Annotated in this window: 29 protein-coding genes; 13 read left to right on the top strand and 16 right to left on the bottom strand. The window is 60.6% G+C overall.

The genetic code is table 11. The features are described from left to right. Positions 1-69 precede the first annotated feature (69 nt). The 6 genes from M9827_RS12820 to M9827_RS12795 form a co-directional block, all read right to left on the bottom strand. The gene (locus M9827_RS12820; RefSeq protein WP_250605710.1) at positions 70-621 is read right to left on the bottom strand and encodes a disulfide bond formation protein B; all 552 of its coding nucleotides are present in this window, start codon (positions 619-621) and stop codon (positions 70-72) included. 218 nt (positions 622-839) lie between these two features. Beyond that, positions 840-2,078, bottom strand: a complete 1,239-nt coding sequence (locus M9827_RS12815) for a heme biosynthesis protein HemY (RefSeq protein ID WP_250605709.1) — start codon at positions 2,076-2,078, stop codon at positions 840-842. Continuing rightward, the gene (locus tag M9827_RS12810; RefSeq protein ID WP_250605708.1) at positions 2,075-3,217 is read right to left on the bottom strand and encodes a uroporphyrinogen-III C-methyltransferase; all 1,143 of its coding nucleotides are present in this window, start codon (positions 3,215-3,217) and stop codon (positions 2,075-2,077) included. The genes M9827_RS12815 and M9827_RS12810 overlap by 4 nt, the downstream gene beginning before the upstream one ends. 16 nt (positions 3,218-3,233) lie before the next feature. Beyond that, positions 3,234-3,995, bottom strand: a complete 762-nt coding sequence (locus tag M9827_RS12805; RefSeq protein ID WP_250605707.1) for a uroporphyrinogen-III synthase — start codon at positions 3,993-3,995, stop codon at positions 3,234-3,236. Further along, positions 3,992-4,933 (bottom strand): hydroxymethylbilane synthase, encoded by a 942-nt coding sequence (gene hemC / locus M9827_RS12800; protein ID WP_250605706.1) that lies wholly within the window; start codon positions 4,931-4,933, stop codon positions 3,992-3,994. The genes M9827_RS12805 and hemC overlap by 4 nt, the downstream gene beginning before the upstream one ends. Before the next feature lie 139 nt (positions 4,934-5,072). Then, positions 5,073-5,819, bottom strand: a complete 747-nt coding sequence (locus M9827_RS12795; RefSeq protein ID WP_194936451.1) for a LytR/AlgR family response regulator transcription factor — start codon at positions 5,817-5,819, stop codon at positions 5,073-5,075. A gap of 470 nt (positions 5,820-6,289) precedes the next feature. Between M9827_RS12795 and argH the strand changes: the two genes are divergently transcribed. Beyond that, positions 6,290-7,684 carry an argininosuccinate lyase gene (gene argH / locus M9827_RS12790; RefSeq protein ID WP_250605705.1) on the top strand — a complete coding sequence of 465 codons (1,395 nt, stop codon included), beginning with the start codon at positions 6,290-6,292 and terminating at the stop codon, positions 7,682-7,684. 120 nt (positions 7,685-7,804) lie between these two features. Here the strand turns inward: argH and M9827_RS12785 are convergent, their stop codons facing one another. Next, positions 7,805-8,464 (bottom strand): glutathione S-transferase family protein, encoded by a 660-nt coding sequence (locus tag M9827_RS12785; protein WP_250605704.1) that lies wholly within the window; start codon positions 8,462-8,464, stop codon positions 7,805-7,807. Between the two features lie 123 nt (positions 8,465-8,587). Between M9827_RS12785 and M9827_RS12780 the strand changes: the two genes are divergently transcribed. From M9827_RS12780 to M9827_RS12770, 3 genes are all read left to right on the top strand, one after another. Next, positions 8,588-8,872 (top strand): hypothetical protein, encoded by a 285-nt coding sequence (locus tag M9827_RS12780; RefSeq protein ID WP_007911108.1) that lies wholly within the window; start codon positions 8,588-8,590, stop codon positions 8,870-8,872. Between the two features lie 260 nt (positions 8,873-9,132). Continuing rightward, positions 9,133-9,378, top strand: a complete 246-nt coding sequence (locus M9827_RS12775; RefSeq protein WP_003229392.1) for a TIGR02647 family protein — start codon at positions 9,133-9,135, stop codon at positions 9,376-9,378. Between the two features lie 181 nt (positions 9,379-9,559). Then, entirely contained in the window at positions 9,560-12,403 is a 2,844-nt protein-coding gene (locus M9827_RS12770; RefSeq protein ID WP_250605703.1) for a class I adenylate cyclase, read from the top strand. Between the two features lie 7 nt (positions 12,404-12,410). Here the strand turns inward: M9827_RS12770 and rnk are convergent, their stop codons facing one another. From rnk to cyaY, 3 genes are all read right to left on the bottom strand, one after another. Next, positions 12,411-12,830 carry a nucleoside diphosphate kinase regulator gene (gene rnk / locus M9827_RS12765; RefSeq protein WP_250605702.1) on the bottom strand — a complete coding sequence of 140 codons (420 nt, stop codon included), beginning with the start codon at positions 12,828-12,830 and terminating at the stop codon, positions 12,411-12,413. A gap of 128 nt (positions 12,831-12,958) precedes the next feature. Continuing rightward, entirely contained in the window at positions 12,959-13,183 is a 225-nt protein-coding gene (locus tag M9827_RS12760) for a DUF1289 domain-containing protein (protein WP_250605701.1), read from the bottom strand. Between the two features lie 4 nt (positions 13,184-13,187). Further along, complete coding sequence (gene cyaY / locus M9827_RS12755) at positions 13,188-13,520, bottom strand: iron donor protein CyaY (protein ID WP_123454569.1); 333 nt, start codon at positions 13,518-13,520, stop codon at positions 13,188-13,190. 316 nt (positions 13,521-13,836) lie between these two features. Between cyaY and lptM the strand changes: the two genes are divergently transcribed. From lptM to M9827_RS12725, 6 genes are read left to right on the top strand one after another with little or no spacing between them, the layout of a single operon-like run. After that, a complete protein-coding gene (gene lptM / locus M9827_RS12750) occupies positions 13,837-14,010 on the top strand; it encodes an LPS translocon maturation chaperone LptM (RefSeq protein WP_007911098.1) in 174 nt (57 codons plus the stop codon). A 9-nt stretch (positions 14,011-14,019) separates the two neighbouring features. Next, a complete protein-coding gene (lysA, locus tag M9827_RS12745; RefSeq protein WP_250605700.1) occupies positions 14,020-15,267 on the top strand; it encodes a diaminopimelate decarboxylase in 1,248 nt (415 codons plus the stop codon). 3 nt (positions 15,268-15,270) lie between these two features. After that, on the top strand, positions 15,271-16,101 hold the full coding sequence (dapF, locus tag M9827_RS12740) for a diaminopimelate epimerase (RefSeq protein WP_095119833.1): 831 nt from the start codon (positions 15,271-15,273) through the stop codon (positions 16,099-16,101). Between the two features lie 13 nt (positions 16,102-16,114). Then, entirely contained in the window at positions 16,115-16,840 is a 726-nt protein-coding gene (locus M9827_RS12735; RefSeq protein WP_250605699.1) for a DUF484 family protein, read from the top strand. 2 nt (positions 16,841-16,842) lie between these two features. Beyond that, positions 16,843-17,742, top strand: coding sequence for a tyrosine recombinase XerC (xerC, locus tag M9827_RS12730; RefSeq protein ID WP_007950060.1), 900 nt, complete (start codon positions 16,843-16,845; stop codon positions 17,740-17,742). Then, positions 17,739-18,446: an HAD family hydrolase gene (locus M9827_RS12725; protein WP_250605698.1), complete on the top strand. Its 708-nt coding sequence runs from the start codon at positions 17,739-17,741 to the stop codon at positions 18,444-18,446. The genes xerC and M9827_RS12725 overlap by 4 nt, the downstream gene beginning before the upstream one ends. A 189-nt stretch (positions 18,447-18,635) precedes the next feature. Here the strand turns inward: M9827_RS12725 and sutA are convergent, their stop codons facing one another. The 4 genes from sutA to glnK all read right to left on the bottom strand — a co-directional run bounded on the left by sutA (position 18,636) and on the right by glnK (position 21,420). Continuing rightward, positions 18,636-18,962 (bottom strand): dormancy-specific transcriptional regulator SutA, encoded by a 327-nt coding sequence (gene sutA / locus M9827_RS12720; protein WP_007920420.1) that lies wholly within the window; start codon positions 18,960-18,962, stop codon positions 18,636-18,638. A gap of 102 nt (positions 18,963-19,064) precedes the next feature. Further along, a complete protein-coding gene (locus M9827_RS12715) occupies positions 19,065-19,490 on the bottom strand; it encodes a secondary thiamine-phosphate synthase enzyme YjbQ (protein ID WP_003229414.1) in 426 nt (141 codons plus the stop codon). Between the two features lie 215 nt (positions 19,491-19,705). Further along, on the bottom strand, positions 19,706-21,043 hold the full coding sequence (locus M9827_RS12710; RefSeq protein WP_123454580.1) for an ammonium transporter: 1,338 nt from the start codon (positions 21,041-21,043) through the stop codon (positions 19,706-19,708). A gap of 38 nt (positions 21,044-21,081) precedes the next feature. After that, on the bottom strand, positions 21,082-21,420 hold the full coding sequence (gene glnK, locus M9827_RS12705) for a P-II family nitrogen regulator (protein ID WP_002555808.1): 339 nt from the start codon (positions 21,418-21,420) through the stop codon (positions 21,082-21,084). Positions 21,421-21,833: 413 nt separating this feature from the next. On the opposite strand from glnK, the gene M9827_RS12700 reads away from it, so the two are divergent. Beyond that, a complete protein-coding gene (locus M9827_RS12700; protein WP_007920416.1) occupies positions 21,834-22,094 on the top strand; it encodes an accessory factor UbiK family protein in 261 nt (86 codons plus the stop codon). Between the two features lie 364 nt (positions 22,095-22,458). After that, on the top strand, positions 22,459-22,980 hold the full coding sequence (locus M9827_RS12695; protein WP_250605697.1) for a BRO-N domain-containing protein: 522 nt from the start codon (positions 22,459-22,461) through the stop codon (positions 22,978-22,980). Here M9827_RS12695 and M9827_RS12690 read toward each other — a convergent pair. Beyond that, positions 22,975-23,187, bottom strand: coding sequence for a HigA family addiction module antitoxin (locus M9827_RS12690; RefSeq protein ID WP_256588389.1), 213 nt, complete (start codon positions 23,185-23,187; stop codon positions 22,975-22,977). The genes M9827_RS12695 and M9827_RS12690 overlap by 6 nt on opposite strands. An 819-nt stretch (positions 23,188-24,006) precedes the next feature. Here M9827_RS12690 and M9827_RS12685 point away from each other — a divergent pair. Beyond that, the gene (locus tag M9827_RS12685; RefSeq protein WP_250605695.1) at positions 24,007-25,500 is read left to right on the top strand and encodes a YifB family Mg chelatase-like AAA ATPase; all 1,494 of its coding nucleotides are present in this window, start codon (positions 24,007-24,009) and stop codon (positions 25,498-25,500) included. Here M9827_RS12685 and M9827_RS12680 read toward each other — a convergent pair. Beyond that, the gene (locus M9827_RS12680) at positions 25,497-26,711 is read right to left on the bottom strand and encodes an aldose 1-epimerase family protein (protein ID WP_250605694.1); all 1,215 of its coding nucleotides are present in this window, start codon (positions 26,709-26,711) and stop codon (positions 25,497-25,499) included. The genes M9827_RS12685 and M9827_RS12680 overlap by 4 nt on opposite strands. Positions 26,712-26,713 lie beyond the last annotated feature (2 nt).

Genomic DNA, 26,713 nt, shown 5'->3' with positions numbered 1-26,713 from the left:
GTGCGGGCCAGATTATGCCCGCACGCCTATGGCTTCAAGGTACGCAGGAGATAAAGTTCATACAAGTGTTTAATCCCTCAGCGGCACCGGGTGCGACGCTTCGCCGCTGAGCGGGCGTTGCAGAGCCCCCCAGACCAGCCGCAACAATTGATACACCGCCAGAATCGATACCGCGACAAAGAACAGCAGGCTCCACTCCGGGATGCTCAGGTCGAACAGCGTCCAGGAAATTTCCGCACAATCGGCACCGCCGCTAAACATCGTTTGCAAGGCACAGATCCATGGCAGACCACTGAACAAGGCTTCGGGAGCCGGTGAGCAATTGAGCAGGTGCAGCATCGGATCGCTCTGTATCAATACCTGCCGCCAGGCCGCCGTGGTGCCACCCAGGCTAGCGCCCAGGGTCAACAGCCAGTAGAACCACAGACCGACACGTTTGGGGCCGTGCACCGCCGCAAGACCACTGACCCCGCACAGCAGCGTGAGGAACAGACGCTGCACCAGGCACAGACTGCACGGCGTCAGACCGACTGCATATTCAAGATAATAGGAAGCTCCCAGAGCAAAGGCCCCCGCAGTGAAAGCCATGAAAAACAAGGAGCGTGAGCAGGCCAACGACATGGCTTTTCCGTAACAGTAGAGACAGACGGTTACGGTAGAGGAAAGCGTGTCAGCCTTTCAAGGCGAGGCCCTGCCGACAGTTCACCAGAGGTGTAGGGAAAACCCGACAGGTTCGAGAGGAATTGGTGTAGTCCGCTGTAGGACTTTGCCTCGGACGCACACTGAAGTTGAAATTTCAGCCACAAAAGGTAAGCGAGGGAGCGAACTCCCTCGCCACTTCAGGCGTGAGCCGGGACCGGCAACGGCGCGGCCAGCAGGCGTTCATCCAGCAGTCCCAGGCCTTCCTGGAACAACTGATTGCTGCGCTCGGTATCGCCCAACTGGGCGAGCAGACGCGCGAGTTCCGCACAGGCCTCGGGATTGCGCTGCACGCGCAGGCTGCTTTCCAGATAATCCCGCGCCTTGCCCCACAGACTGGTTTGCAGACACAGTCGGCCGAGGGTCAACAGCAAGCTCGGATCATTCGGATGATCCTTCAGCCAGCCTTCGGCGGTTTGCAACTGGCGGGCCGGATCGCTGCCGCGCACCAGACCGTAGAGGCGGGCCAGATGGCTGTCGTACTTGCGTTTGAGGGCAGTGCGCAGCACTTCTTCCGCCTCGACCTGAGCGCCCAGCTGACGCAGCTGTTCGGCGTATGCCAGCACCAGCGGTGGCTCCTGACGTTGCGCCGAGGTGAGTTGCTCCCAGGCGCGCGTGAGCGACTGCAAACCAACGCTGCCATCTTCTTCACGCTGCGCCGCCAGGGACAGGTTTTCACCCCAGGCGCGGCGCTCGAGTTCCGCCAGTTCGGCGCGCGGCAGGACTTTGTCCTTGCGCAACTCCGGCAGCAAACGAATCACCGCCGACCATTCGCCGCGCTGCTGATACAAGCGCTGCAACTGGCGTAACGTCTGCGCATTGTGTGGGTGGCGATCGTGCATCGCTTGCAGGGTCACCAAGGCACCGTCGGTGTCGCCACGGTCAGTCTGCAACTGCGCATGGCTTAAAGCGATCGCCAGCTCCGCCTGGGGCTGACGCTCAAGCGCGCGCTCCAGCAAACGATCGCACTCTTCGTAATGACCTTGCTCATTGGCTGCGCGGGCAGCGCCGAGGTAGTACAGCAAAGGCTGGCGCTCGGCTTCAGCCGCTCGCGACAGGTGACGCTGAGCGCTGGCCCAGCGACCTTCGGCCAGATCCAGTTGACCGTGTTCGATCGCCACCTGCACGCGCCGACTGCGGTTGCGGCGCGACCAAGGGTTGACCACGCCACTCGAGGTCATGACCAGTTCAACCAACGCCTTGATGCCCCAGATCAGCAGCCACAACACCGCGATGACCGCCAGCGTCGCCCACAGGCTGGACTCGTAGCGGAAGTTTTTGTAGGCCACCAGCACGTAACCGGAGTGCTCGGCAATCGCCAGACCCAGCGCCGCTGTTGCAGCGATCACCAGAAACACGATCACATACAGGCGCTTCATGGCGTAGCCCCCTGCGCAGTGTTCGCAGCAGGTTTGGCGAAAGGTTTCACCGACTCTTCGGCATTGACGTTGCGCCGCTCAAGATAGGCTTGCACCGCACTCAGCGTGCCGGCCAGATCCGGCGTGGTGACCGTGACGGGTTCCTTGCTCAACTCACCGACCTGTTCGAGCATCACTTTGCTTTGCGGATTGTCCGGGTTGAAATTGCCCTTGAGCACATCGCGCGCCTCGGCCAGCGCCTGGGTGTAGACCGCCGCCTGACCGTTGAGCGCGGCCCACTGCGCCTGCTCCAGGGCCAGGCTCAGGGCCAGCCGCACCTGACTCAGGCTCTGCCCGGCCAGCAGCGGCCGCACGTTCTTGTCGGCATTGAAATCGATACGGATATAGCGCGAGACCTGATCCCACCACTGTGCCCAACGACTGGCGCCGTCGCCGTCGGCGGTCAGGCCCAGCAGTGATTCGCCGCGATCCTTGTACTCCGGCGCCAGCTCGGTGAGGTCGATGACCTGGTCACGCAGTGCGCCGAGTCGCAGGAACAGACCGGTGCGATCCGGCTGCGCCGTACTGCGCAACGCGACGAGGGTTTTTGCCACTTGCTCACGGGCCGCGAATGAGCCCGGATCGTTTTGCTCACGAAGGATTTCGTCGGCACCCTGCACCAGCGCCTGAGCGCTGCTGATGTCTTGCAACGCCGACAGCCGCAGGCTGGCCAGACGCAGCAGATGCTCGGCCTCGGCCAGACGCCAGTCCTTGCGGCTGGCACCCAGCACTGTTTCCAGACGTTGATTGAGGCGCTGTTGATCGCCCTGAAGCTGCGTCACCAGACGCTGGCGCTCGGCGAGTTCGTCGGCACCCGGCAACTGCGCGAGGCGCTCGGTCAGACGCTGTTCATTGAGCTTCAGGCTCTGCGCCTGATCGTTCAATGCCTGCACCTGACCCGACTGTTGTTGCGTATTGGTCTGCAGGTGACGGACCTGCCAGACACCCCAGCCGCCGACCGCAACACCGGCGGCACCGAGCAACAGGGCGACGATGGCCAGTCCATTGCCTCGGCGCGGCTCTGTGGCCGGCGGTGGAGTTTCAACCTGAGGTTCAATCACAGGCTGGACGTCATCTTTTGGCAAGGCTGTTTCGCTCACGTATCCATCCTTTGCATTAGGAAACGGGTTCGGGATGCTCCCGCAACGCCGTCAGCAAAGCCGCGGCACTCGCGCCGCGGCAATCCACAACTGTTTGAGCCCCGGCGGCACGTGCCAGCTCGGCGACCCTCGGGCTTGGTACAAACAACGGCATCGGCGCAATGGTCGGCCAGGCATCGCCGGCCATTTGGCGCAGGTGCTCGAAACCCTGTCCACTGCTGACCACCAGCCCGTTCAAGCGTTCCGCTTTGATCCGCCGTAGCAGTTCATCCGGGGCATAGGCCGGCAGGTCGCGTCGATACAATTCCAGATACTCGACACTAGCACCTAGCTCGCGCAGACGCTCGGCGAGCAGTTCACGCCCACCCTCCCCGCGCAGGATCAACACCTGCGCACCGGGCTGGCTGACCGCCGTACGCAGGCGCGGCAATTGCAGCAACGCTTCGCTGTCATCGCCGACGGCCGGGAAGCTCGCATCCAGACCGCCATCCAGCAAAATCTGCGCAGTCGCCGCACCGACACTGAACCACGGCATCGTCAGCGATGACGTGCCGTCGAGCAGATCCAGCGCAATACGCGCCGCCGGCTTACTGACGACAATCACCGCGCTGCAACGTGGCAACTGCGCAATAGCTCGACGTATTTTGGCAGAGACCGGCAGCGGGGCAATTTCCAAAAGCGGCAGGCAACTGCTGAAAATCCCCTGCGCGGCCAACGTTTCGGCCAGCGCCGCACAGTCATCCGCAGGACGCGTCAGCAGCAGGCGCCAGTCCGTCACTCGTGACCTGCCTCGCCGTAAACCGCTTTGAGAATGTCGTCGGCGCCCTGGCTGAGCAGGTCTTCGGCAACCTTCACGCCCAGTGCTTCGGCGTCCGCGCGTGGCGCACGTGCCTCGGCGCTGAGCAGCTTGCCACCACTCGGCTCACCGACCAGACCCCGCAGCCACAACTGCTCGCCTTCGAGCACGGCGTAGCAGGCGATCGGCACTTGGCAGCCGCCATTCAAATGTTTGTTGAGGGCACGTTCGGCGGTGACGCGCGACGAGGTGTCGGCGTGATGCAGCGGTGCGAGCAAGGCGTGGATTTCGGTGTCAGCGCTACGGCATTCGATGCCCACCGCGCCCTGGCCACCGGCCGGCAGGCTGTCATCAACGCTGATCGCCGAGGTGATGCGCTCTTCAAAACCGAGACGGATCAGACCGGCCGCGGCAAGGATGATCGCGTCATACTCACCGGCATCGAGCTTGGCCAGACGAGTGTTGACGTTGCCACGCAGAAAACGGATCTGCAGGTCCGGACGACGGGTCAGCAACTGTGCCTGACGACGCAGACTCGACGTGCCGACAATGCTGCCCGCAGGCAATGCCTCCAGACTTGCATAGGTATTGGAAACGAAGGCGTCGCGCGGGTCTTCACGCTCGCAGATGCAGAACAGACCAAGGCCTTCCGGGAAGTCCATCGGCACGTCTTTCATCGAGTGGACGGCGATGTCGGCTTCGTTTTCCAGCAGCGCAGTTTCCAGCTCTTTGACGAACAGACCCTTGCCGCCGATCTTCGACAGTGGCGAATCGAGCAGCTTGTCGCCGCGACTGACCATGGGCACCAGCGTCACCAGCAGCCCCGGATGGGCCGCTTCCAGACGGGCTTTTACGTATTCGGCCTGCCAGAGGGCCAGCGCACTTTTACGGGTGGCGATGCGGATTTCGCGAGAGGACATGGATCAATCCGTACTGAATAGATACGGCGGATAATAACAGCTCAGCCAAATCCACTTTGACTTGAATCAGAGTCGGCGCGGCCTCCCTGGCCCGCAATGCCCGGTAAACAGGAAACTGGAGCCGTCCGGAGTGACCGGATTACAGACCCTGCATCATCTTGCGCACACCGGCCACATGCCGGCGGCTGACGATCAACGCATCACCATTGAGACCTTTGAGAAACAGCTGGAAATGCCCCAGCGGCGTACGTTGCAGACGTTCGATGCGATCACGGGCGACCAGCGCATTGCGGTGGATACGCACGAAGCGCTCGCCGAATTCGTCTTCGAGGGCCTTGAGCGGCTCGTCCAGCAACACTTCACCGGCCTCGTGGCGCAGGGTCACGTATTTGTGATCGGCGATAAAGTAGACCACCTGATCCAGCGGTATCAGTTCAATGCCTTTGCGGGTGCGGGCGCTGATATGGCTGCGTGGTCCGCTGCCGCTTTCAGCAGCAGGACGGGTCAGGGCCGAGAGTTGCGCCCGATTGGGACGTTCAGCCCGTTTCAGGGCGTCATGCAGATGTTCGGTTCGCACGGGTTTCACCACATAGCCCACGGCGCTGGCCTGCAGGGCTTCCACGGCAAATTCATCGGGGCTGGTGCAAAACACCACGGCCGGCGGCGTTTCGCGTTCGCACAGACGGGCAGCAACCTGCAGGCCATCGAGGCCCGGCATGCGGATATCGAGCAGCACGATATCCGGCTTGTGGCTGTCGATCAGTGCCAACGCCTCTTCGCCATTCGTGGCGCCGGGCTCCAGAACTGTATAACCCTCGAGCTCGCTCACCATTCGGCTGAGGCGCTCGCGAGCCAGTGGTTCGTCATCAACGATCAGGACATTCATATTGCGCTGGATTCCTGCGTGAGTCTCGCACAAGGATAGCGTAGACAGGTGAAGTGACGTCCGTCACCGCGATCCACGCTAAGACTAGCCCGAGCGCCAAAAAGTGCCGTACGTCGGCCAGCAATATTTGCCAGTGTCCGGGTCGTACTGCTCGAAGCCCGCTGTTTCCTGCGTTTCTCACGGGGTTTGCCGAAGGACAAAACACCCACCCCCTCTTCTTATAGTCGGCGGCCAGACCTTTGCGCGATCTGACTTGTGCCGGCCCTTATGTCCAACTGTAGACGCTCGTCGGGCCGATATTGCTCAATCGAAAAATATCCTTGCGTAAAACGCCCGGGGCCAATGCTGACTATGGCGTACACAATGAGAAAAAAACGTATCGACCAGTGTCAGCGACAGGATTGGCAACCCTGTTATTATCCGCGCCAGCGTTTCACGCCTTCTTTCTTCAAGCCGATACGAGCGAATTCATGAGCACTGACAAGACCAATCAGTCCTGGGGCGGCCGCTTCAGTGAACCCGTCGACGCCTTCGTCGCCCGCTTCACCGCCTCCGTCACTTTCGACCAGCGCCTGTATCGCCACGACATCATGGGCTCGATCGCCCACGCCACCATGCTGGCCAAGGTCGGCGTGCTGACCGATGCCGAGCGCGACAGCATCATCGACGGCCTGAAGACCATTCAGCGCGAAATCGAGGCCGGCCAGTTCGACTGGCGCGTTGACCTCGAAGACGTGCACATGAACATCGAAGCACGCCTGACCGACCGCATCGGCGTCACCGGTAAAAAGCTGCACACCGGCCGTAGCCGTAACGACCAGGTCGCGACCGACATCCGCCTGTGGCTGCGTGACGAAATCGACCTGATCCTCGCCGAGATCACCCGCCTGCAAAAAGGCCTGCTGGAGCAAGCCGAGCGTGAAGCGGCGAGCATCATGCCGGGCTTCACCCACCTGCAGACCGCGCAGCCAGTGACCTTCGGGCACCACATGCTGGCCTGGTTCGAAATGCTCAGCCGCGATTACGAACGTCTGGTCGACTGCCGCAAGCGCACCAACCGCATGCCACTGGGCAGCGCCGCGCTGGCCGGCACCACCTACCCGATCGACCGCGAATACACCGCGCAACTGCTGGGCTTCGACGCCGTGGGCGGCAACTCGCTGGACAACGTGTCCGATCGCGACTTCGCCATCGAATTCTGCTCGGCCGCGAGCATCGCGATGATGCACCTGTCGCGCTTCTCCGAAGAACTGGTGCTGTGGACCAGCGCACAGTTCCAGTTCATCGATCTGCCAGACCGCTTCTGCACCGGCAGTTCGATCATGCCGCAAAAGAAAAACCCCGACGTGCCGGAGCTGGTACGCGGCAAGACCGGCCGTGTGTTCGGTGCGCTGATGGGCCTGCTGACCCTGATGAAGGGCCAGCCGCTTGCCTACAACAAGGACAACCAGGAAGACAAAGAGCCGCTGTTCGACGCCGCCGACACCCTGCGCGATTCGCTGCGTGCGTTTGCCGACATGATCCCGGCGATCAAGCCCAAGCACGCGATCATGCGTGAAGCGGCGCTGCGCGGTTTCTCCACCGCGACCGACCTGGCCGACTACCTGGTACGCCGTGGCCTGCCGTTCCGTGACTGCCACGAAATCGTTGGCCACGCCGTGAAGTACGGCGTCGACACCGGCAAGGATCTGGCCGAGATGAGCCTGGAAGAACTGCGTCAGTTCAGCGATCAGATCGAGCAGGACGTGTTTGCCGTGCTGACCCTGGAAGGCTCGGTGAATGCCCGTGACCATATCGGCGGCACTGCGCCGGCGCAGGTCAAGGCTGCCGTCGTTCGCGGTCAGGCCCTGATCGCCAACCGCTAAAAGCATCGCTGGCAAGCCAGCTCCCACAGGTTCTGCGTCGAACACACATGTTTGTGTCACAACAAAACCTTGTGGGAGCTGGCTTGCCAGCGATGACTGACTTCAAAACGCTGCAAAACCCTATTTCTTGGCAGCGATCATCGCCAAAAACGCCGGCATCGCCGCCTCCTTGTCCGCCGCAATCTTCTGCACATGCGGATTCTGCTCAAATCGCTCCAGCAGCGCCTTGGCCTGCGGCATCTCAGCCAGCAAATCGATCCCGAACAGTTTCTGCCCGACCGCACAGGCCAGCGGCACGCTGTAGAGGAAATACAAATCGGCAATGCTCAGACGGTCGCCCGCCACATACGGGGCAAATTTGCCGTGCCGACCCAGCGCCGCAAAACCCAGCAGCAACTCAGTCCTGGTTTTTTCCTTGATCGCCTCCGGTAGGGCCATGCCGAAAAACGCTTCACCGTAACAGGCACGCCCCGGCAGTTCGATGTACAGCTCGATTTCCTTGGCAATCGCCAGCACCTGCGCGCGCTCGAACGGATCGCTCGGCAGCAGCGGCGTGCCCTTCTGGGTCTGTTCCAGGTATTCGAGAATGATCGCGGTTTCGTTGATAAAACCGGCGTCAACACCGAGCACCGGCACTTTGCCGCGCGGGCTGATGGCCAGCGATTCCGCGGTTTGCGCCGGATAGAACGTGACCTCTTCGAACGGCAGGCCTTTTTCCAGCAGCGCCAGTTTGACCATGTTGTAGTAGTTGCTGACTGAGAATCCGTAGAGCTTGAGCATCACATAGCCTCCAGGCCGTGCGGGGTGGGCAGTGCCTGTTTATAGATCGCCAAGACGAATCACGCCAGCAGCATCACCCCGCTGAATGCGGGTAAACTGGCGCCTTTCCTTGAGGAGCCTGCCATGAGCGAGCCGACAGACATCGACAACGACGAAGAAGAGTTCACCGAGGCTACGTTGATCGAAGCCATCGAGAACCAGATCGAAAGCGACAACCCGCCAGCGGCCAAAGCGACCTTCAACAAGCTGACCTTGGTGGGCGTTGAGCGCGAAGAGATCCTCAATCTGATGGCGCACGTGCTGGCCTACGAGATTGACGCAATGCTTGATGAAGACCGCGCGTTCAATACCGAATGGTACGAAGCGGCGCTGCGCGCATTGCCGGAATTACCGCCAGAAAAGCAGTAAGCCAAACACAATCCCCTGTGGGAGCGAGCCTGTTCGCGAATGCCGTGTATCAGCAAAAAAAACGCTAAATGACACACCGCTTTCGCGAGCAGGCTCGCTCCCACACAATTTGTCACCCATCCATCCAGCCAACTCCCGGGCCCCGACTACACTGGAATCCGCCTCAAGACAAAATCCCTGATCTGAGCACTGGACATGCCGCAAAAGCGGGTTCACCTTAGGGACGCTGTCGTCCAATTCCTAGAAAGTCTGGAGTCCTTATGTCGCTTACCCCTGAGTTGGTTGCCGAACTGGAAGTCCTCGCACTCTTCAACCTGGACAGTTCCCAGGAAGGTCTGAAAATTCATCAGACCGCTGCCCCGAAACACATTGCCGCCGCCAAACGCCTCTTTGAAAAAGAACTGACCGACCAGCCCGATGGCGGGTATCTGACCAGCCTCGGTCGCGACGCTGCACAAAATGTGCAAACCGTGCTGACGATTCTGAGAGAGCAAGAAACCGCCTGATCCCCCTGACTTTGCCCACGGGAACTCCTGCCACGGGATTTCCGCGGGCTTGCCCTGCCGCCCGCGATAGAAATCTGACGTCAAAAAACAAATTCAGCTAAAAGTCCCGCTGTGCTAAGGCTAAACTGCCTCCCATTCCGAGACCCTCTACGTCCGAGCCTGCGAGCCGGTTTGAGCTGACATGACGCGCACCCACGAAATCCGCCCCGACCTGGACGAAGGCATCGACCGCAAGGTACTCAGCCAGCTGCGCGCGCGTTTTCTCAAACTCAATGAAGGCCGCCTCGGCCGCGCCCTCGAAGGCCTGTCGACCCGCCAGCAGAGCGTGTTGACGCTGTTGCCACTGTTCTTCCACGTCAATCATCCACTGCTGCCGGGCTATGTCTCGGGCAGTACGCCGGCCGGCCTGTCGAATTACGAGCCAGACGCCAACACCCTCGCCGAGGCGCAACGCCTGACGCGTTCGTTCTCGTACAAGCCGCGCCACGGCAGCAATCCGCCACGACCGATTCACGGCCTGTTCCTGATGGGCAGCCTCGGCACCCTGGCGCAGGCCGACCAGAGCGACATGGACGTGTGGGTCTGCCACGCGCCGGATCTGAGCGAAAGCGAACTCGCCGAGCTGAGCAAGAAGTGCCAGTTACTGGAAGCCTGGGCGGCGAGCCAGGGCGCTGAAGCGCACTTCTTCCTGATCGACCCGGAGCGCTTCGTCAAAGGCGAACGCGACTCCCAGCTCAGTTCGGAAAACTGCGGCACCACCCAGCACTATCTGCTGCTCGACGAGTTTTATCGCACCGCAATCTGGCTGGCCGGGCGCACGCCGATCTGGTGGCTGGTGCCGGTTTACGAAGAAACCGCCTATGACCTTTACACCCATACCCTGCTGTCCAAGCGCTTCATCCGCGCCGACGAAACCCTCGACCTTGGTCATCTGGCGCGGATTCCGCCGGGCGAGTTCATCGGCGCCGGATTGTGGCAGTTGTTCAAGGGCATCGAGTCACCCTACAAATCGGTGCTCAAACTGCTGCTGACCGAGGTCTACGCCAGCGAACACCCGCAAGTGCAGTGTCTGAGCCTGCGCTTCAAAAAAGCCGTGTTCGCCAACCAGCTGGATCTGGATGAACTGGATCCGTACATGGTCGTGTACCGGCGCATCGAGGAATACCTCACCGCGCGCAACGAGCCGGAACGGCTGGAGCTGGTGCGTCGTGCGCTGTACCTGAAGGTCAACCGCAAGCTCACCGGCAACAGCCGCACCCAGAGCTGGCAACGCTCGTTGCTGGAACGGCTGGCCAGTGAATGGCATTGGGATCAGCGGCAACTGACGCTGCTCGACAGCCGCAGCCAGTGGAAAGTCCGCCAGGTCAGCGCCGAACGCCGCGCGCTGGTCAATGAGCTGAACTACAGCTATCGCTTCCTGACCCAGTTCGCCCGCACCGAGCAGACCGTCAGCCTGATCAACAAACGCGACCTCAATGTGCTGGGGCGCCGGCTCTATGCAGCCTTCGAACGCAAGGCTGACAAGGTCGAGTTCATCAACCCCGGCATCGCCCCGGACCTGGCCGAAGACACCCTGACCCTGGTGCAGTCGCGCAACAAAAAGGAACCGGGCCAAACCCAGTGGGGCCTGTATAACGGCAGCCTCACAGCACTGGAATGGGAGCACTTCGCGCCGATCAAGCGCAGCCGCGAATTGCTTGAATTGCTGACCTGGTGCCACCGCAACGGCGTGATCGACAGCAGTACTCGTCTCGCTCTGCATCCCGGCACCAGCGACTTGAGCGAGTTCGAGCTGTTCAACCTGCTCGGCAGCCTGCAACAGTGCATCGCCCTGCCCTTGCCTACGGTGGCCGAAGAGCCGCTGCTGCGCGCCGCCGTGCCGAGCGAAGTGCTGATGCTGGTCAACGTCGGCATTGATCCACTCAAGCATCACCGCGACCTGAACATCCTGATGACCACCGAGCGCACCGACTCGCTGAGTTACGCCGGGGTGCGTGAAAACCTCGTGCTGACCCTGGATCAGGTCACGCTGAACAGCTGGAATGAAGTGCTGGTCAACCGCTTCGACGGCCCGCATGCCCTGCTCGATTGCCTGCGCGATTACCTCAACAACCTGCCGCGCGGGCCATTGCAGCCGTCGCTGAAGGTGCGTTGCTTCTGCCACAACCGCGCGCAGTTCATTGCCCGCCGCGTCGAGGAAATCGTCGACACCGCGCAGAATCTGTTGCTCAGCGAACTGAACCATCGCTACCTGATTCAGGTGCAGCAGCACTATCACGTGCTGGAATTGGTGCCGGGCCAAGTCAACCACGTCGCCCTCGCCACCCTTCCGGCCCTGCTCGATTATCTCGGTGAGGAACAGCCGCGCTACAGCCCGCTGCACCTGGACCCGATGGCGTTGGAAGATCACGACCTCGCGCTGATCCTGCCGATGGGCCAGCCGGAGTGCATTCAGGTCTTCTACCGGATCACCGAGCAGCAGGCAGAGCTGTACGTGCTGGATGAGTTCAACGCGCTGTGGCAGCAACATTTGCCCTATCACGATGAGCAAAGTCTGTTGGTGCCATTGCAGCGTTTCCTGCAATCGATACTGTTCCGCCGCGAAGCCGTGCTGCCGATGGACGCCGGCCCGGATGCCCGCCTCGAAACTTTGTATTACCAGTTATTGCCGTCGGGCCCGGGACGCGTGCGCCGGGTCGAAGCGCGGCCGGCACCGCAGACGCCAGTGAACAAGCCGTTCTACGACGTGCAGGCGATCGTCGGCAAAGCCGCACCAGGCGAAGTGCAGGTCACCCTGTATTGCAATCAACGGGAATTCAGCGAGCTGGAACATGGCGACCAGCTGTTCAGCGTGGTCGCCCGGGAGATCGTTGAGCAACGCCGCGAGAGCGAACGCTATCGCTGCTACATCACCGACCTCGACCTCTCGGGCCTGCTCGGTGACGGGCAGAGTTCAAGCAATCTGTATCTGCGCTACAAGGCTGACCTGGAGCGCGCCCTGAACGAGGCGCTCGAACAGGTCTGAGACGGGTTTACTCGCGGAAATCACCGCCGTTGGCCGGCTGCGATTCAACTTCCAGCAAAGTCAGTTTCAGGGTCTTGCCACCCGGGGCCGGCCAGTCGATGTGCTGACCGACTTTAAGGCCCAGCAACGCACTGCCGACTGGCGCCAGAATGGAAATCTTGCCTTCGTCGGCATTGGCATCCTTGGGATAGACCAGCGTCAGGTGATAGTCCTTGCCACTGCCTTCTTCGCGGCAATGCACACGGGAATTCATCGTCACGACATCGGCGGGCACTTCATCGTGACCGACCAGCGTATCGGCGCGGTCCAGTTCGGTTTGCAGCGCGATCACGCCCGGTGCAGCCTGGTCTTTATCGTTCAGGCTGTCGATCAAGCGCTCCAGACGTTGCACGTCCAGACGGGTAAGGGTGATGGAAGGTGCGGTCATGATCCGGGCAGACTCCTTTCTTCTGCACACAAAAAAAGCAAAACCCCGCCAAAAAAGACGGGGTTTTCACCAAGCCTCGATGGGTTGAGGCGTGTTCGGACACTATCACAGCTCAAAAAATATACAAGTCACGCCCCGGTGCACTGTTTGCGCTGCGACGCCTGCGCGCAAATCACGCGCCGCCGCTCGTCGTCCGCCGAACGCCATTCGCGAATGTCCTCGACATGGCGGAAGCAGCCGAGACAAACCTTCTGTTCATCAAGCCGGCACACGCCGCTGCACGGCGAAGGCACGGCCGGACTGATGTTGCTGTAGAGCGGTTTGGGCGGACGAACAGGAGCGGTGTCAGTCACGGAATCACAGACCTTCGAAGTCGAATTCAGCGCCAGCCTGTTGCTTGACGATGCGCTCGAGCATTTCGCCCAGTTGCTCTTCGCTCTTGTCGCACATCCAGCGCTCGCTCTCTTCGTCGTAATCGAAGTGGAAACCACCGGACACCGCCGCCAGCCACAACTGACGCAGCGGCTCCTGGCGGCTGAAGATCAGTTGCGAGCCGTTTTCGAACTTGACGGTCAAGACACCTGCCGAGCTCTCCAGGTCGATATCCAGGTCGCTGTCATCAAAGATATCTTCCAGCGTCTGCTGGGTAGCATCGACCAGATCATGGAAACGGGCTTCGGACAAACTCATTGCGGCAACCTCAAAAAATGTCTGATCAGGCTCAAGCGCCGAAAGATACGGACGCTGCCGGCCGATTGCAAAGATTAACGACCAAGCACCGTTTCCCATCCCGCACTGCCCCCTGTGGGAGCGAGCTTGCTCGCGAAGGCGCCAGAAAATTCAACATCAATGGCGACTGACATACCGCTTTCGCGAGCAAGCTCGCTCCCACAGGGTTACCAGTGCTCACGGACGAGCCCCGCCGGACGGGAACCCCCTCGCATAGGCAAGCTGCCGGGTGGCCGGTATACTCCGGCGCAATTAACGCATTTTCAAGGATTTCGCCATGAAGCGCCTGATCTCTTCCCTTGCTGCGCTCGTCGCGGTTGCCTGCCTCGTTTCGGCCTGTGGTCAAAAAGGCCCGCTGTACCTGCCGGATGACGATCAGGACCCGGCCGAGCAAGCCCAGTCTTCGCAGAAGCAGCCGTCCAAAGCACACAAGCACGACGTTTACCAATAAGGGATCGCCATGGACGCTTTTAACTACCGTGGCGGGGAGCTGTTCGCGGAAGGTGTGGCGCTGTCCGCCATCGCCGACCGTTTCGGCACGCCCACCTATGTTTACTCCCGCGCGCATATCGAAGCCCAATATCTGGCCTACGCCGATGCGCTGGCCGGCATGCCGCACCTGGTCTGCTTTGCCGTCAAAGCCAACTCCAACCTCGGCGTACTGGATGTCCTGGCCCGTCTCGGCGCCGGTTTCGACATCGTCTCCCGTGGTGAACTGGAGCGTGTGCTGGCCGCTGGCGGCAGCGCTGACAAGATCGTCTTCTCCGGTGTCGGCAAGACCCGTGACGACATGCGTCGCGCCCTCGAAGTCGGCGTGCACTGCTTCAACGTCGAATCCACCGACGAGCTCGAACGCCTGCAAGTAGTTGCCGCCGAGCTGGGTGTCCGCGCCCCGGTTTCGCTGCGCGTGAACCCGGACGTCGATGCCGGCACCCACCCGTACATTTCCACCGGTCTCAAAGAGAACAAGTTCGGCATCGCCATTGCCGACGCCGAAGACGTGTATGTGCGCGCCGCGCATCTGCCGAACCTGGAAGTGGTCGGCGTTGACTGCCACATCGGTTCGCAACTCACCACCCTGCCGCCGTTCATTGACGCGCTGGATCGCCTGCTCGATCTGGTCGATCGCCTCGGCGATTGCGGCATTCACCTGCGCCACATCGACCTCGGTGGTGGCTTGGGCGTGCGTTATCGCGATGAAGAGCCGCCATTGGCTGCCGATTACATCAAGGCTGTGCGCGAGCGCTTGAACGGGCGTGATCTGGCGCTGGTGTTCGAGCCGGGCCGCTTCATCGTCGCCAACGGCGGCGTACTGCTGACCCAGGTCGAATACCTCAAGCACACCGAACACAAAGACTTCGCCATCGTCGATGCGGCGATGAACGACCTGATCCGCCCGGCGCTGTATCAGGCATGGATGGACGTCACGGCGGTCAAACCGCGTGGCACCGCTGCGCGCAAATACGACATCGTCGGGCCGATCTGCGAAACCGGTGATTTCCTCGCCAAGGACCGTGAACTGGCGCTGGAAGAAGGCGACTTGCTGGCCGTGCACTCGGCCGGGGCCTACGGTTTTGTGATGAGTTCCAACTACAACACCCGCGGCCGTGCTGCCGAGGTGCTGGTAGACGGTGATCAGGTTTTTGAAGTGCGCCGCCGCGAAACCGTGGCCGAGCTGTTTGCCGGCGAAAGCCTGCTGCCGGAGTAACCCATGCTGCTGCGTTTTACCAAAATGCACGGCCTGGGCAATGACTTCATGGTTCTCGACCTGGTCAGCCAGCACGCGCATATTCAGCCCAAGCACGCCAAGCAATGGGGCGACCGGCACACCGGCATCGGTTTCGACCAGTTGCTGATTGTTGAAGCGCCGAGCAATCCGGACGTGGACTTCCGTTACCGGATCTTCAATTCCGATGGTTCGGAAGTCGAGCAGTGCGGCAACGGTGCACGCTGCTTCGCGCGCTTCGTGCTCGACAAGCGTCTGACCGCCAAACGGCAGATCCGCGTCGAAACCAAGGGTGGCATCATCGAGCTGGACGTGCGTAACGACGGCCAGATCGGCGTGAACATGGGCGCCCCGCGTCTGGTGCCGGCGGACATTCCGTTCGAAGCGCCGGCGCAGGCCAGCAGCTATCAGCTGGAAGTCGACGGCACCACGGTCGAACTCGCCGCCGTGTCGATGGGCAACCCCCACGCGGTGTTGCGCGTACAGGACATCAACAGTGCACCGGTGCATGAGCTGGGGCCGAAAATCGAACACCATCCGCGCTTCCCGGCGCGGGTCAATGTCGGTTTTCTCCAGGTCATCGACCGCAACCGCGCGCAGCTGCGCGTGTGGGAACGTGGCGCTGGGGAAACCCAGGCCTGCGGCACCGGCGCGTGTGCAGCGGCTGTCGCTGCAATCAGCCAGGGGTGGATGGATTCGCCGCTATTGATCGACCTGCCCGGCGGGCGTCTGTCCATTGAATGGGCTGGCCCTGGCCAACCGGTGCTGATGACCGGTCCGGCAGTGCGTGTATACGAAGGACAAGTACGTCTTTGAGTGAGCAGAAACCATGACCGATAAGCCTCAGGTACCCGCCCGACAGTCCGACGAATCAGCGTCCGAGAGCCTGGAGGCGGCAGCGGTTGCCGCATACCTGGAGGCTCATCCGGACTTCTTCGTCGAGCACGAAGAACTGCTGCCCGCCCTGCGTATTCCCCACCGACGCGGTGACACCGTGTCCTTGGTCGAGCGGCAAATGACCATCCTGCGCGACCGCAACATCGAGATGCGCCATCGCCTCTCGCAGTTGATGGATGTCGCCCGCGACAACGATCGCCTGTTCGACAAGACTCGCCGGCTCATTCTGTCCCTGATGGACGCCGCCAGCCTCGAGGACGTGGTGATCAGCGTCGAAGACAGTCTGCGTCAGGATTTTCAGGTGCCCTTCGTCAGCCTGATCCTGCTCGGTGACAACCCGGCGCCGGTCGGTCGTTGGGTCAGCCACGCCGACGCACAAGTCGCCATCGGCGGTTTGCTCACCGAAGGCAAAAGCGTCAGCGGCAGCTTGCGCGAGCATGAGCTGGACTTCCTGTTTGGCGAAGATCAGCGCAAGCAGATCGGTTCCACCGCCGTGGTCGCGGTCAGCCATCAAGGCATCCACGGCATTCTGGCGATCGCCAGCCGTGATCCGCAGCACTACAAGAGTTCGGTGGGTACGCTGTTCCTCAGCTACATAGCCGAAGTCATGGGCCGCGTGCTGCCACGGGTCAACAGCTCCCTGCGCTCGGTACGCTGAGCATGGAACGGCAACTGGACGCTTACTGCGAACACCTGCGCAGTGAGCGACAGGTGTCGCCGCACACGCTGTCGGCCTACCGCCGCGACCTCGATAAAGTCCTCGGCTGGTGCGTGAAGCAAAACATCGGCAGTTGGGCGGCGCTGGACATTCAGCGCCTGCGCAGCCTGATCGCCCGCCTGCATGCGCAAGGCCAATCCTCGCGCAGCCTCGCCCGCCTACTCTCGGCAGTACGCGGGCTTTACCACTATCTCAATCGCGAAGGCCTTTGCGACCACGATCCGGCGACCGGTCTGGCACCGCCGAAGGGCGAACGGCGCCTGCCGAAAACCCTCGATACCGACCGCGCACTGCAACTGCTTGAAGGGGCAGTCGAGGATGATTTTCTTGCGCGGCGCGATCAGGCGATTCTGGAGTTGTTCTACTCCTCCGGCCTGCGCCTTTCCGAACTGACCGGGCTCAATCTTGATCAACTCGACCTCGCCGACGGCATGGTCCAAGTGCTCGGCAAGGGCAGTAAAACCCGCCTGCTACCGGTGGGTAAAAAGGCCCGCGAAGCACTGGAACAGTGGCTGCCGTTACGGGCGATGACCAATCCGGCGGATGACGCCGTGTTCGTCAGCCAGCAAGGCCGGCGCCTCGGCCCACGAGCGATTCAGGTACGAGTGAAACTGGCCGGCGAACGCGAACTGGGGCAGAACCTGCACCCGCACATGCTGCGGCACTCCTTTGCCAGCCACCTGCTGGAGTCTTCGCAGGATCTGCGCGCGGTGCAGGAATTGCTCGGCCACTCCGACATCAAGACCACGCAGATCTACACCCACCTGGACTTCCAGCACCTGGCGGCGGTCTACGACAGCGCCCACCCACGGGCCAAACGCATGAAAGGCGACGATTCATGAGCATCCAGTTGATCACCTTCGACCTCGACGACACCTTGTGGGACACCGCGCCGGTGATCGTCAGCGCCGAAGCGGTATTGCGCGAATGGCTGAGCGAACACGCGCCGAATCTGGGCGCGGTGCCGGTGGAGCATTTGTGGGCAATTCGTGAGCGCGTGCTGGCTAATGAGCCGGGGCTGAAACACCGCATCAGCGCACTACGTCGGCGGGTGTTGTTCCATGCGATGGAGGACGCCGGCTATGCCCATGGCGAAGCAACCGACCTGGCAGACAAGGGTTTTGAAGTATTTCTGCATGCGCGGCATCAGATCGAAGTGTTTCCTGAAGTCGAGCCAGTGCTGGAGATCCTCGCCAATCACTATGCGCTTGGCGTGGTCACCAATGGCAATGCCGATGTGCGCCGTTTGGGTCTGGCGGATTACTTCAAGTTTGCGCTGTGCGCGGAAGATATCGGCATCGCCAAACCGGATGCGCGACTGTTTCATGAGGCGTTGCAGCGCGGTGGCGCTACGGCCGAAACCGCCGTGCATATCGGTGATCATCCGGGCGATGACATTGCCGGCGCACAGCAGGCCGGGTTGCGGGCGATCTGGTTCAACCCGACGGGGAAAGCCTGGGAAGCGGATCGCCTGCCGGATGCCGAGATTCGTAGCCTGAGCGATTTGCCAGCGGTGCTTGCCCGCTGGAATGCCACTTCCACCTGACACCTGAAAACCTGTGGGAGCTGGCTTGCCAGCGATGAGGCCGGCACATTCAACGTCAATGTGACTGATCCGACCCCATCGCGGGCAAGCCCGCTCCCACAGGGTTTATGTTTCACTTCAGGTATTTTATTTCACCCATGAAAAAGCCCGCAGCGACGGCGGGCTTTTTCAGTAAGCCAGCGGCACGCCTCAGATAGGGCGGCTGCCGTACTTGTTGTCCGGCTTCTTCGGCGGATCGGCGACCACATTGGCCTCCACTTCCTGCACTTTTCCGCCACGCGACAGGAACTCTTCCATGGCCTTGGCCAGGGCGTCGCGCTCCTTGTTCTTGGCTTCGATGCTCGGCAATTCGTCTACCGACACCGCAGCCTTGGCTTTGCCTTTGGCAGCCGGGGCCGGCGTATCGTCACCGCCATCGTCGTCAGCAACGTCTTCCGCTGCTGCTTCCAGGCCTTCCTCGGCCTCGTCTTCGTCGCCTACTTCGAGGTCGTCGTTTTCCAGATCATCGTCGCTCATGTTCTACCTCATGACTTGCGAAAAGCAGATTAGTTATAGACCAGCTTTGGCGACTGTCGAAAGTCGCCGTTAAAAAATCAGTAACCATTGGTGACCAACGGTTTATGCCCCTTCACCGTGCAAGGTGGCGAGGACTTTTCGGGCACCGCCATGATCACGGTGCTCGCCCAGATAAACGCCTTGCCAGGTTCCCAGTGCCAGGCGACCTGCCGAAACCGGCAGACTGATCTGGCAGCCAAGCACGCTGGCCTTGAAGTGCGCCGGGAGGTCGTCCAGGCCTTCGTCGTTATGCTCATAGCCGTCTGTTCCTTGTGGGATCAGACGATTGAAAAATCGTTCGAAGTCGCGACGTACCGCCGGATCGGCGTTCTCGTTGATGGTCAACGACGCCGAGGTATGCTGCAGCCACAAATGCAACAGACCGACCCGGCATGCCTTGAGTTCAGGCAGCCCGGCGAGCAACTCGTCCGTTACCAGATGAAAGCCCCGGGGCCGTGCCCGCAGGGTTATCAGAGTCTGTTGCCACATACAGTTCTCCGCACGTTCGGGGCGCATTCTAGCGCGCTCTGGGAAAAAACAAAGGCCCTAATAATCCTGCAATGATGTAAGCCATTGCCCGCAGAAAAACGCCCGTCGTAAACACGACCAAAGACGTACGAAAAATCCTTTCAGCTGCTCTCTCTGCGACAAACTCCAGACAAAAAAATGCCCGGCGAACCGGGCAAGTTTTTTGCTGCGCGTACTTACAGGTTGTAGCCGCGTTCGTTGTGTTGTGCCAGATCGAGGCCTACCGATTCTTCTTCCTCGGTCACACGCAGACCCATCACAGCGTCCAGGACCTTGAGGATGATGAAGGTGACGATCGCAGTGTAGATCACCGTGAAACCAACGCCTTTGATCTGAATCCAGACCTGCGCGCCGATATCGGTAACGGTGCCGAAGCCACCCAGAGCCGGCGCAGCGAATACGCCGGTAAGGATCGCGCCGAGGATACCGCCGATACCGTGTACGCCGAACGCGTCCAGGGAATCGTCATAACCGAGTTTGCGTTTCAGGGTGGTGGCGCAGAAGAAGCACACCACGCCCGCCGCCAGACCGATCACCAGGGCGCCCATCGGGCCCACGGTGCCAGCAGCCGGAGTAATTGCCACCAGACCGGCAACCACACCCGAGGCGATGCCCAGTGCACTTGGCTTGCCGTGGGTGATCCACTCGGCAAACATCCAGCCCAGTGCGGCGGCAGCGGTAGCGATCTGAGTGACCAGCATCGCCATGCCAGCGGTGCCGTTGGCCGCAGCAGCGGAACCGGCGTTAAAGCCGAACCAGCCGACCCACAGCATGGCCGCGCCCATCAGGGTGTAACCGAGATTGTGCGGGGCCATCGGGGTGGTCGGGAAGCCTTTGCGCTTGCCCAGTACCAGGCAGGCAATCAGACCGGCCACACCGGCATTGATGTGCACCACGGTGCCGCCCGCGAAGTCGAGCACGCCCCAGTCCCACATCAGGCCGCCGTTGCCGGACCAGACCATGTGCGCGATCGGTGCATAAACCAGGGTGAACCAGATGCCCATGAAGATCAGCATCGCGGAGAACTTCATCCGCTCAGCGAACGCACCGACGATCAGCGCCGGGGTGATGATCGCGAAGGTCATCTGGAAGGTGATGAACACCGCTTCAGGGAACAGCGCCGCAGGGCCGGTCAGGCTTGAAGGCGTGACACCGGCGAGGAACGCCTTGCCCATGCCGCCGAAGAACGAGTTGAAATTGACGACGCCCTGCTCCATGCCGGTGGTGTCGAACGCAATGCTGTAGCCATAAATGACCCACAGGATGCTGATCAGACCGGTAATGGCGAAGCACTGCATCATCACGGAAAGAATGTTTTTGGAGCGAACCATGCCGCCGTAGAACAGCGCCAGGCCGGGGATGGTCATGAACAGCACGAGGGCTGTCGAGGTGAGCATCCAGGCAGTATCGCCGGAATTGAGGACTGGGGCCGCCACTTCGTCTGCCGCCATAGCGAGGCTGGGCATTACGATGGACAACAGGGCTCCTAGCCCTGCGAATTTACGCAGAGTCATATTGTTTTCTCCTGGGGCGTTGGGGTTTGTGGCGGCTTTTAAATCGCGTCGGTATCGGTTTCGCCGGTACGGATGCGGATCGCCTGTTCCAGATTGACCACGAAGATCTTGCCGTCACCGATCTTGCCGGTGTTGGCCGCCTTGGTGATCGCCTCGATCACCCGATCCAGATCCTTGTCGTCGATGGCCACGTCGATTTTCACCTTGGGCAGAAAATCGACCACATATTCCGCGCCGCGATACAGCTCGGTGTGACCCTTCTGCCGGCCGAAGCCTTTGACTTCAGTAACGGTAATGCCCTGCACGCCGATTTCGGACAGCGACTCGCGCACGTCGTCCAACTTGAACGGCTTGATGATGGCAGTGACTAGCTTCATGAAACTCTCTCCCGAATTGGTGGACTTGCCCCAGGAAAACAAACCCGACTCAAGTCTAAGCGCAGTGCCTGGCTTTGTAACGCATCGTCGGCCTTACCTGCCCGACTGACGCCAGCTAACCGCTGCTGACGAAACTCCCCGCTCCGTCTGCCGCACTGCATTCGTCACAGCGACTGCATCAGTGCATGGGTCGAAGGTGACTAAGCAGAAACCTTGCCATCTCGCCAAAATCCCCTGATTTCAATCCCTTGGCCGCTGCCGCAAGCCATCCCGTGCAAAACGCCATCCGGATACGCACAACAACGGTGCGTCGCCGTCCGTCCGCCTGCGCGAAAAGCGTGCATCCCTGACCACAGGATTGACTATAGACACTGCGTGATACACTGCCGGCCATTGTTTCCAGGACATCCACCATGCTCGCGCCCAAAGACTTCCTCGACGCCCTGAGCGGCACCGCCTCCCGCCTGTTCAGCGGCGACACCCCGCTGCCGAAAGCCGAAATCGAAAGCCAGTTCAAGATGCTGCTACAGAGTGCCTTCAGCAAACTCGATCTGGTCAGCCGCGAAGAATTTGATAGTCAGATGGTCGTTCTGGCCCGCACTCGCGCTCGCCTCGAAAGCCTCGAAGCCAAAGTCGCCGAGATGGAAGCCAAGCTGACACCGCCCGCGGAATAATCCGCGCCCCCTGTAGGAGCTGCCGAAGGCTGCGATCTTTTGATCTCCAGCCCTTCAACCATCCCGGCAACGTCCTACAACCTGCACCACCGCCGTCCGATTGCGCCGAAAAGCCCAGGTTTCTAAGCTCACCCGATACTGAATGTTCAGCACCGGGTTTGGCGACCTGGATCGAATTTGACGCAATGCAACTAAACTCACAGAGAGGTTTTTTCTCTCAACGAGTTATGGCGGCTTTGCGTGGGAGACCTCAGGGTCTGCCGGTTTCGAATTCACCGGTTCGCCAACCCGCGCATAGCTGCCACCCTTTTCGTTTGGCGACGAACAGAAGCAGTTTTCTTCACTTGAATTCGAGAACTGAACCATGGACGAAAACTACCTGACACCTAGCATCTTCACCCGCCACAAACTCCCCCTCCACGCCCTTCTCATCCAGAACCAACCCTGGTTCTGCGCCCGAGACCTGAGTCGCCTGCTGCACATCTACCTCAACGAACGCATGCTGCGAAAACTCGACCCCGACCAATACCAAACCCGCAAAACCCTGATCCACAACCAGATCGAAAATACCCTGCTGATCAGCGAATCCGGCATCTACGCCCTCCTCGTCTACCACTACTGCCCCGAATACCGCGCGCTGCGCGAATGGCTCACCCACCAGGTCATCCCCACCCTGCGCGACGCCCAACACCCCACCACAAGCGAACGCCCGCACCTGAGCCTGCTCAGTTGGCCGGACATGACGTTGAGTTTGTTGCATTGGAATAATCAGCCGTGGATACGGTTGCAAGATGTGCCGCTGATGGTGGTGGAACGGGAACAGACCAAGCGCCCAATGACGGGGCCATGGTGGAAAAGGGCTTCGCGGATGCTGCAATCGCTATAACCCCGCATGCCGGAGCTGGGCCCTGCGCAAATCGTAAGTCGACTGAAGATTCATCCAGAACTCAGGCGTAGTGTTGAGATGAGTGGCAAGGCTGATTGCCAGATCGGCGCAGATCCTGAGCTGGCATTTCACAAGCTTTTCGATCTCACTTTCGGGCCAGTTCGTGGGCATGGCCAGATCCATGACAGTCATGCCCAACGGCTCCATGAGTTACTTACTCAGAACCTCGCCCGGATGAATCGGGCGCATACCATTGCGGTTCATTTCTAGTCTCCAGAGGCTGCATTGAGCGGCCAAACTGGAGCATCCGACTCCGCGATACAAGACCGTCGAAACCCTTTCGCCGGCGTCCTACAACTATTAGGGCATAGCCCTACAAACATCAGCGTCTGCGCCCAGTTACGCAGCCCTTACGCATGTCATTACATTGGCAAACGAAATACGCCCATCAAGATGGAGGTATCTGTGAAGAATAAGAAGAGGAAGGAAAAGCTATTTCAGATTGTTGATTTGCACCTCGAAGCACTCCGTTTGGCTGGGAATATGTCAGCCAACCAACGGCGATTTATTGAAGTTGCTGTTACATGTGGGCCAGCGCTTGAGCCAAGCGGCGCGCTGGCCGGTAGAAGGTCCTGAGTGAAAAATAAAAAAGGCGTCCATAGGACGCCTTTTTTGTGTTTGGAGGAGTAGTCGCAGCGATTCTTTAGCTCCTGGCTTTGCAACCTTGGGTTCAGAATCCGACGAGCTGGCCCGTCGTCACCACTTCAGAGAAACCAGCGTTCTCTGCTGCCAAAAATGCGGGGGAGCTTTTACTGGTGCCCAGTCCCGACGAATGCGCAGTTGCAGTCCTCGAGCGGGAGGATCCGTCAATGCCGGGCGAGAGTCAACGCTCCAATTCAGGCAAGCAGTGACAGCCCATCGGGTCTTGATACGTCTTGTAAACCTCTATTTCAGCACTGAAACCCGGCTCAACTACCCTTCAAAAACCCGCAGGAAGCGGCCCCCGATTCAGCTCAAGGAACGACCATGTCCCTCTCCATCGTCCACAGCCGCGCCCAGATTGGCGTGGAAGCCCCCGCTGTCACCGTCGAAGTTCATCTGGCCAACGGTCTGCCGTCGCTGACCATGGTCGGGCTGCCCGAGGCGGCGGTGAAGGAGAGCAAGGATCGCGTGCGCAGCGCGATCATCAATTCCGGGCTGCAGTTTCCGGCACGGCGGATCACCTTGAATCTGGCCCCGGCAGATCTGCCCAAGGACGGTGGGCGGTTTGATCTGGCGATTGCCTTGGGGATTCTGTCGGCGAGTGTGCAGGTGCCGTGTCTGACGCTGGATGATGTGGAATGTCTGGGTGAGTTGGCGTTGTCCGGCGCGGTACGAGCGGTGCGCGGGGTGTTGCCGGCAGCATTGGCGGCGCGCAAGGCGGGTCGTGCGTTGGTGGTGCCGCGAGCGAATGCCGAGGAGGCGTGTCTGGCTTCGGGGTTGAAGGTGTTTGCGGTGGATCATTTGCTTGAGGCTGTGGCGCATTTCAATGGGCATACGCCGGTTGAGCCCTATGTCTCCGACGGCTTGATGCATGCCAGCAAGCCTTATCCCGACTTGAATGAAGTGCAAGGACAACTGGCGGCGAAACGCGCGCTGCTGATTGCCGCTGCGGGTGCCCATAACCTGCTGTTCAGTGGGCCGCCGGGAACGGGTAAGACATTGCTGGCCAGTCGGTTGCCAGGGCTGCTGCCACCCTTGGCCGAGAGCGAAGCACTGGAGGTGGCGGCGATTCAGTCAGTTGCCAGTGGCGCGCCGCTGACCCATTGGCCCCAGCGCCCCTTCCGTCAACCGCACCACTCCGCATCCGGGCCGGCGTTGGTCGGCGGCAGCTCGAAACCGCAACCCGGAGAGATCACCCTCGCCCATCACGGCGTGCTGTTTCTCGACGAACTGCCGGAGTTTGATCGCAAGGTATTGGAAGTTTTACGCGAGCCTTTGGAGTCCGGACATATCGTCATCGCGCGAGCCAAGGATCGCGTACGTTTTCCCGCACGGTTCCAGTTAGTGGCAGCAATGAACCCCTGCCCCTGTGGATATCTTGGCGAACCGAGCGGCAAGTGTTCGTGCACGCCGGACATGGTGCAGCGCTATCGCAACAAGTTGTCAGGGCCGCTGCTGGATCGGATCGATTTGCACCTGACAGTGGCGCGAGAAGCGACAGCGTTGAACCCGCAGGTCAAGCCGGGAGAGGACAGCGCCAGCGCCGCAGCCTTGGTGGCCGAGGCACGCGAGCGCCAGCAAAAGCGCCAAGGCTGCGCCAATGCGTTTCTTGATCTGCCGGGGTTGAAGCGGCACTGCAAATTATCCACAGCCGATGAGGCATGGCTGGAATCGGCGTGTGAGCGGTTGACCTTGTCGCTGCGCTCAGCGCATCGCCTGCTCAAAGTCGCCCGGACGCTGGCAGATCTTGAGCAAGTCGATGCAATCAAGCGTGAGCATTTGGCCGAAGCGCTGCAATACCGGCCGGCGACACCTTAATGTTCGGTCAGATCAACCAGCGGCGTCTGCCGCACTTCAGTTTCGCGTCCGGCCTGAATCTCGGTCACGCGCTTCAAGGCGTTATCCACAGCGCCTTTGTCTGCGAGCAGGCTGTAGCTGATCTGGAACTGTTTGTGTTCCTTGGATGCGATGGTCGGCACCAGATTCAGCGGGCGCTGATAGCGACGGTTGTAGGAAAAGCTGGTGCCCGGCTCCAGCCCGGTGACGTAGCCCTGGCCTTGAGTGTCGGTATTTTTCCACAGGGAGAACACCGGCAACTGCTGGGTATTGAAGCCAACAGAAACACCGAGGCTGCCGGCCTTATTGTGCAAAACAGTCAGGGTTTCGCCTTTGGCGTCGGCATAGGGCACGACGTTGTAGACGGTTTCGTCGTAGTCCTTGGTCGGCGCGCGGTAAGTCTGCCAGTCAGCCAGATCACCCTTGGCCTTGTCGTTGAACGGCGACACCTGTTTTACCGGCGCAGCGAATCGTGCGCCTTGCTCGAGGAACGGCGTACTGAAGTTGCTGTGATACAGCGCCTGGTATTCCTTCGGATAATCGCCGTTGTTGGTCAGCGTATCGTTGAGGGCAAAGCGCACGCTGCCGGGCTCGGTGACCAGCTCAGTGACGACCGAGAAGTCGACTTTCTTGAACGCTTGCTCTTTCAGCTCGCCGCGCAGGCTGATGGCGTAGGGCGGCTTTTCGTCGATGTGCAGCGTGACCGTACTAGCCGGGATGTTGGCGGCGCGTCCGTGCAAGGTCAGCAACTCACCATTGTCCATACCGGGATGGCCGACCCACTCGTAACCGCAGCGGGTCACCAGCTCGTTGAAACCTTCCAGCCAGCCCAGCCCACCGCGTCCGTTAAGTTCAATGAACGCCGGGTTGACCACTTCCTTGACCGGCGAATCCCAACCCATGCGTACATTGCCAACAGAAGCTTGCAAGACATTCATGCCTCGGGTCGGCACCACCGAGAGTTTCATCGTGCCGTTATCGATATCCACGATGCTGACACCTTCCTGCCGCCCACCGTGCAAGGTACGCAGGCTCACAGAGAAGGGTTTGTCGGTTTTCACACCGAGCTGCGCACTGGTGATGGTCCAGTTTTGCGCGGGCTTGTTGGCATCGAGCAGCACGTAATCCCAAGCCATGGCGTGGGAAGCAGCAGTGAATGCGCCGAGGGCGACGGCGAGTTTGAGCGGGGTCATGG

It is taken from the genome of Pseudomonas sp. AKS31, from assembly GCF_023634765.1.
GTDB lineage: Bacteria > Pseudomonadota > Gammaproteobacteria > Pseudomonadales > Pseudomonadaceae > Aquipseudomonas.
Note: the sequence above shows the minus strand (reverse complement) of the source record. Positions and strands in the feature narration are given on the sequence as shown.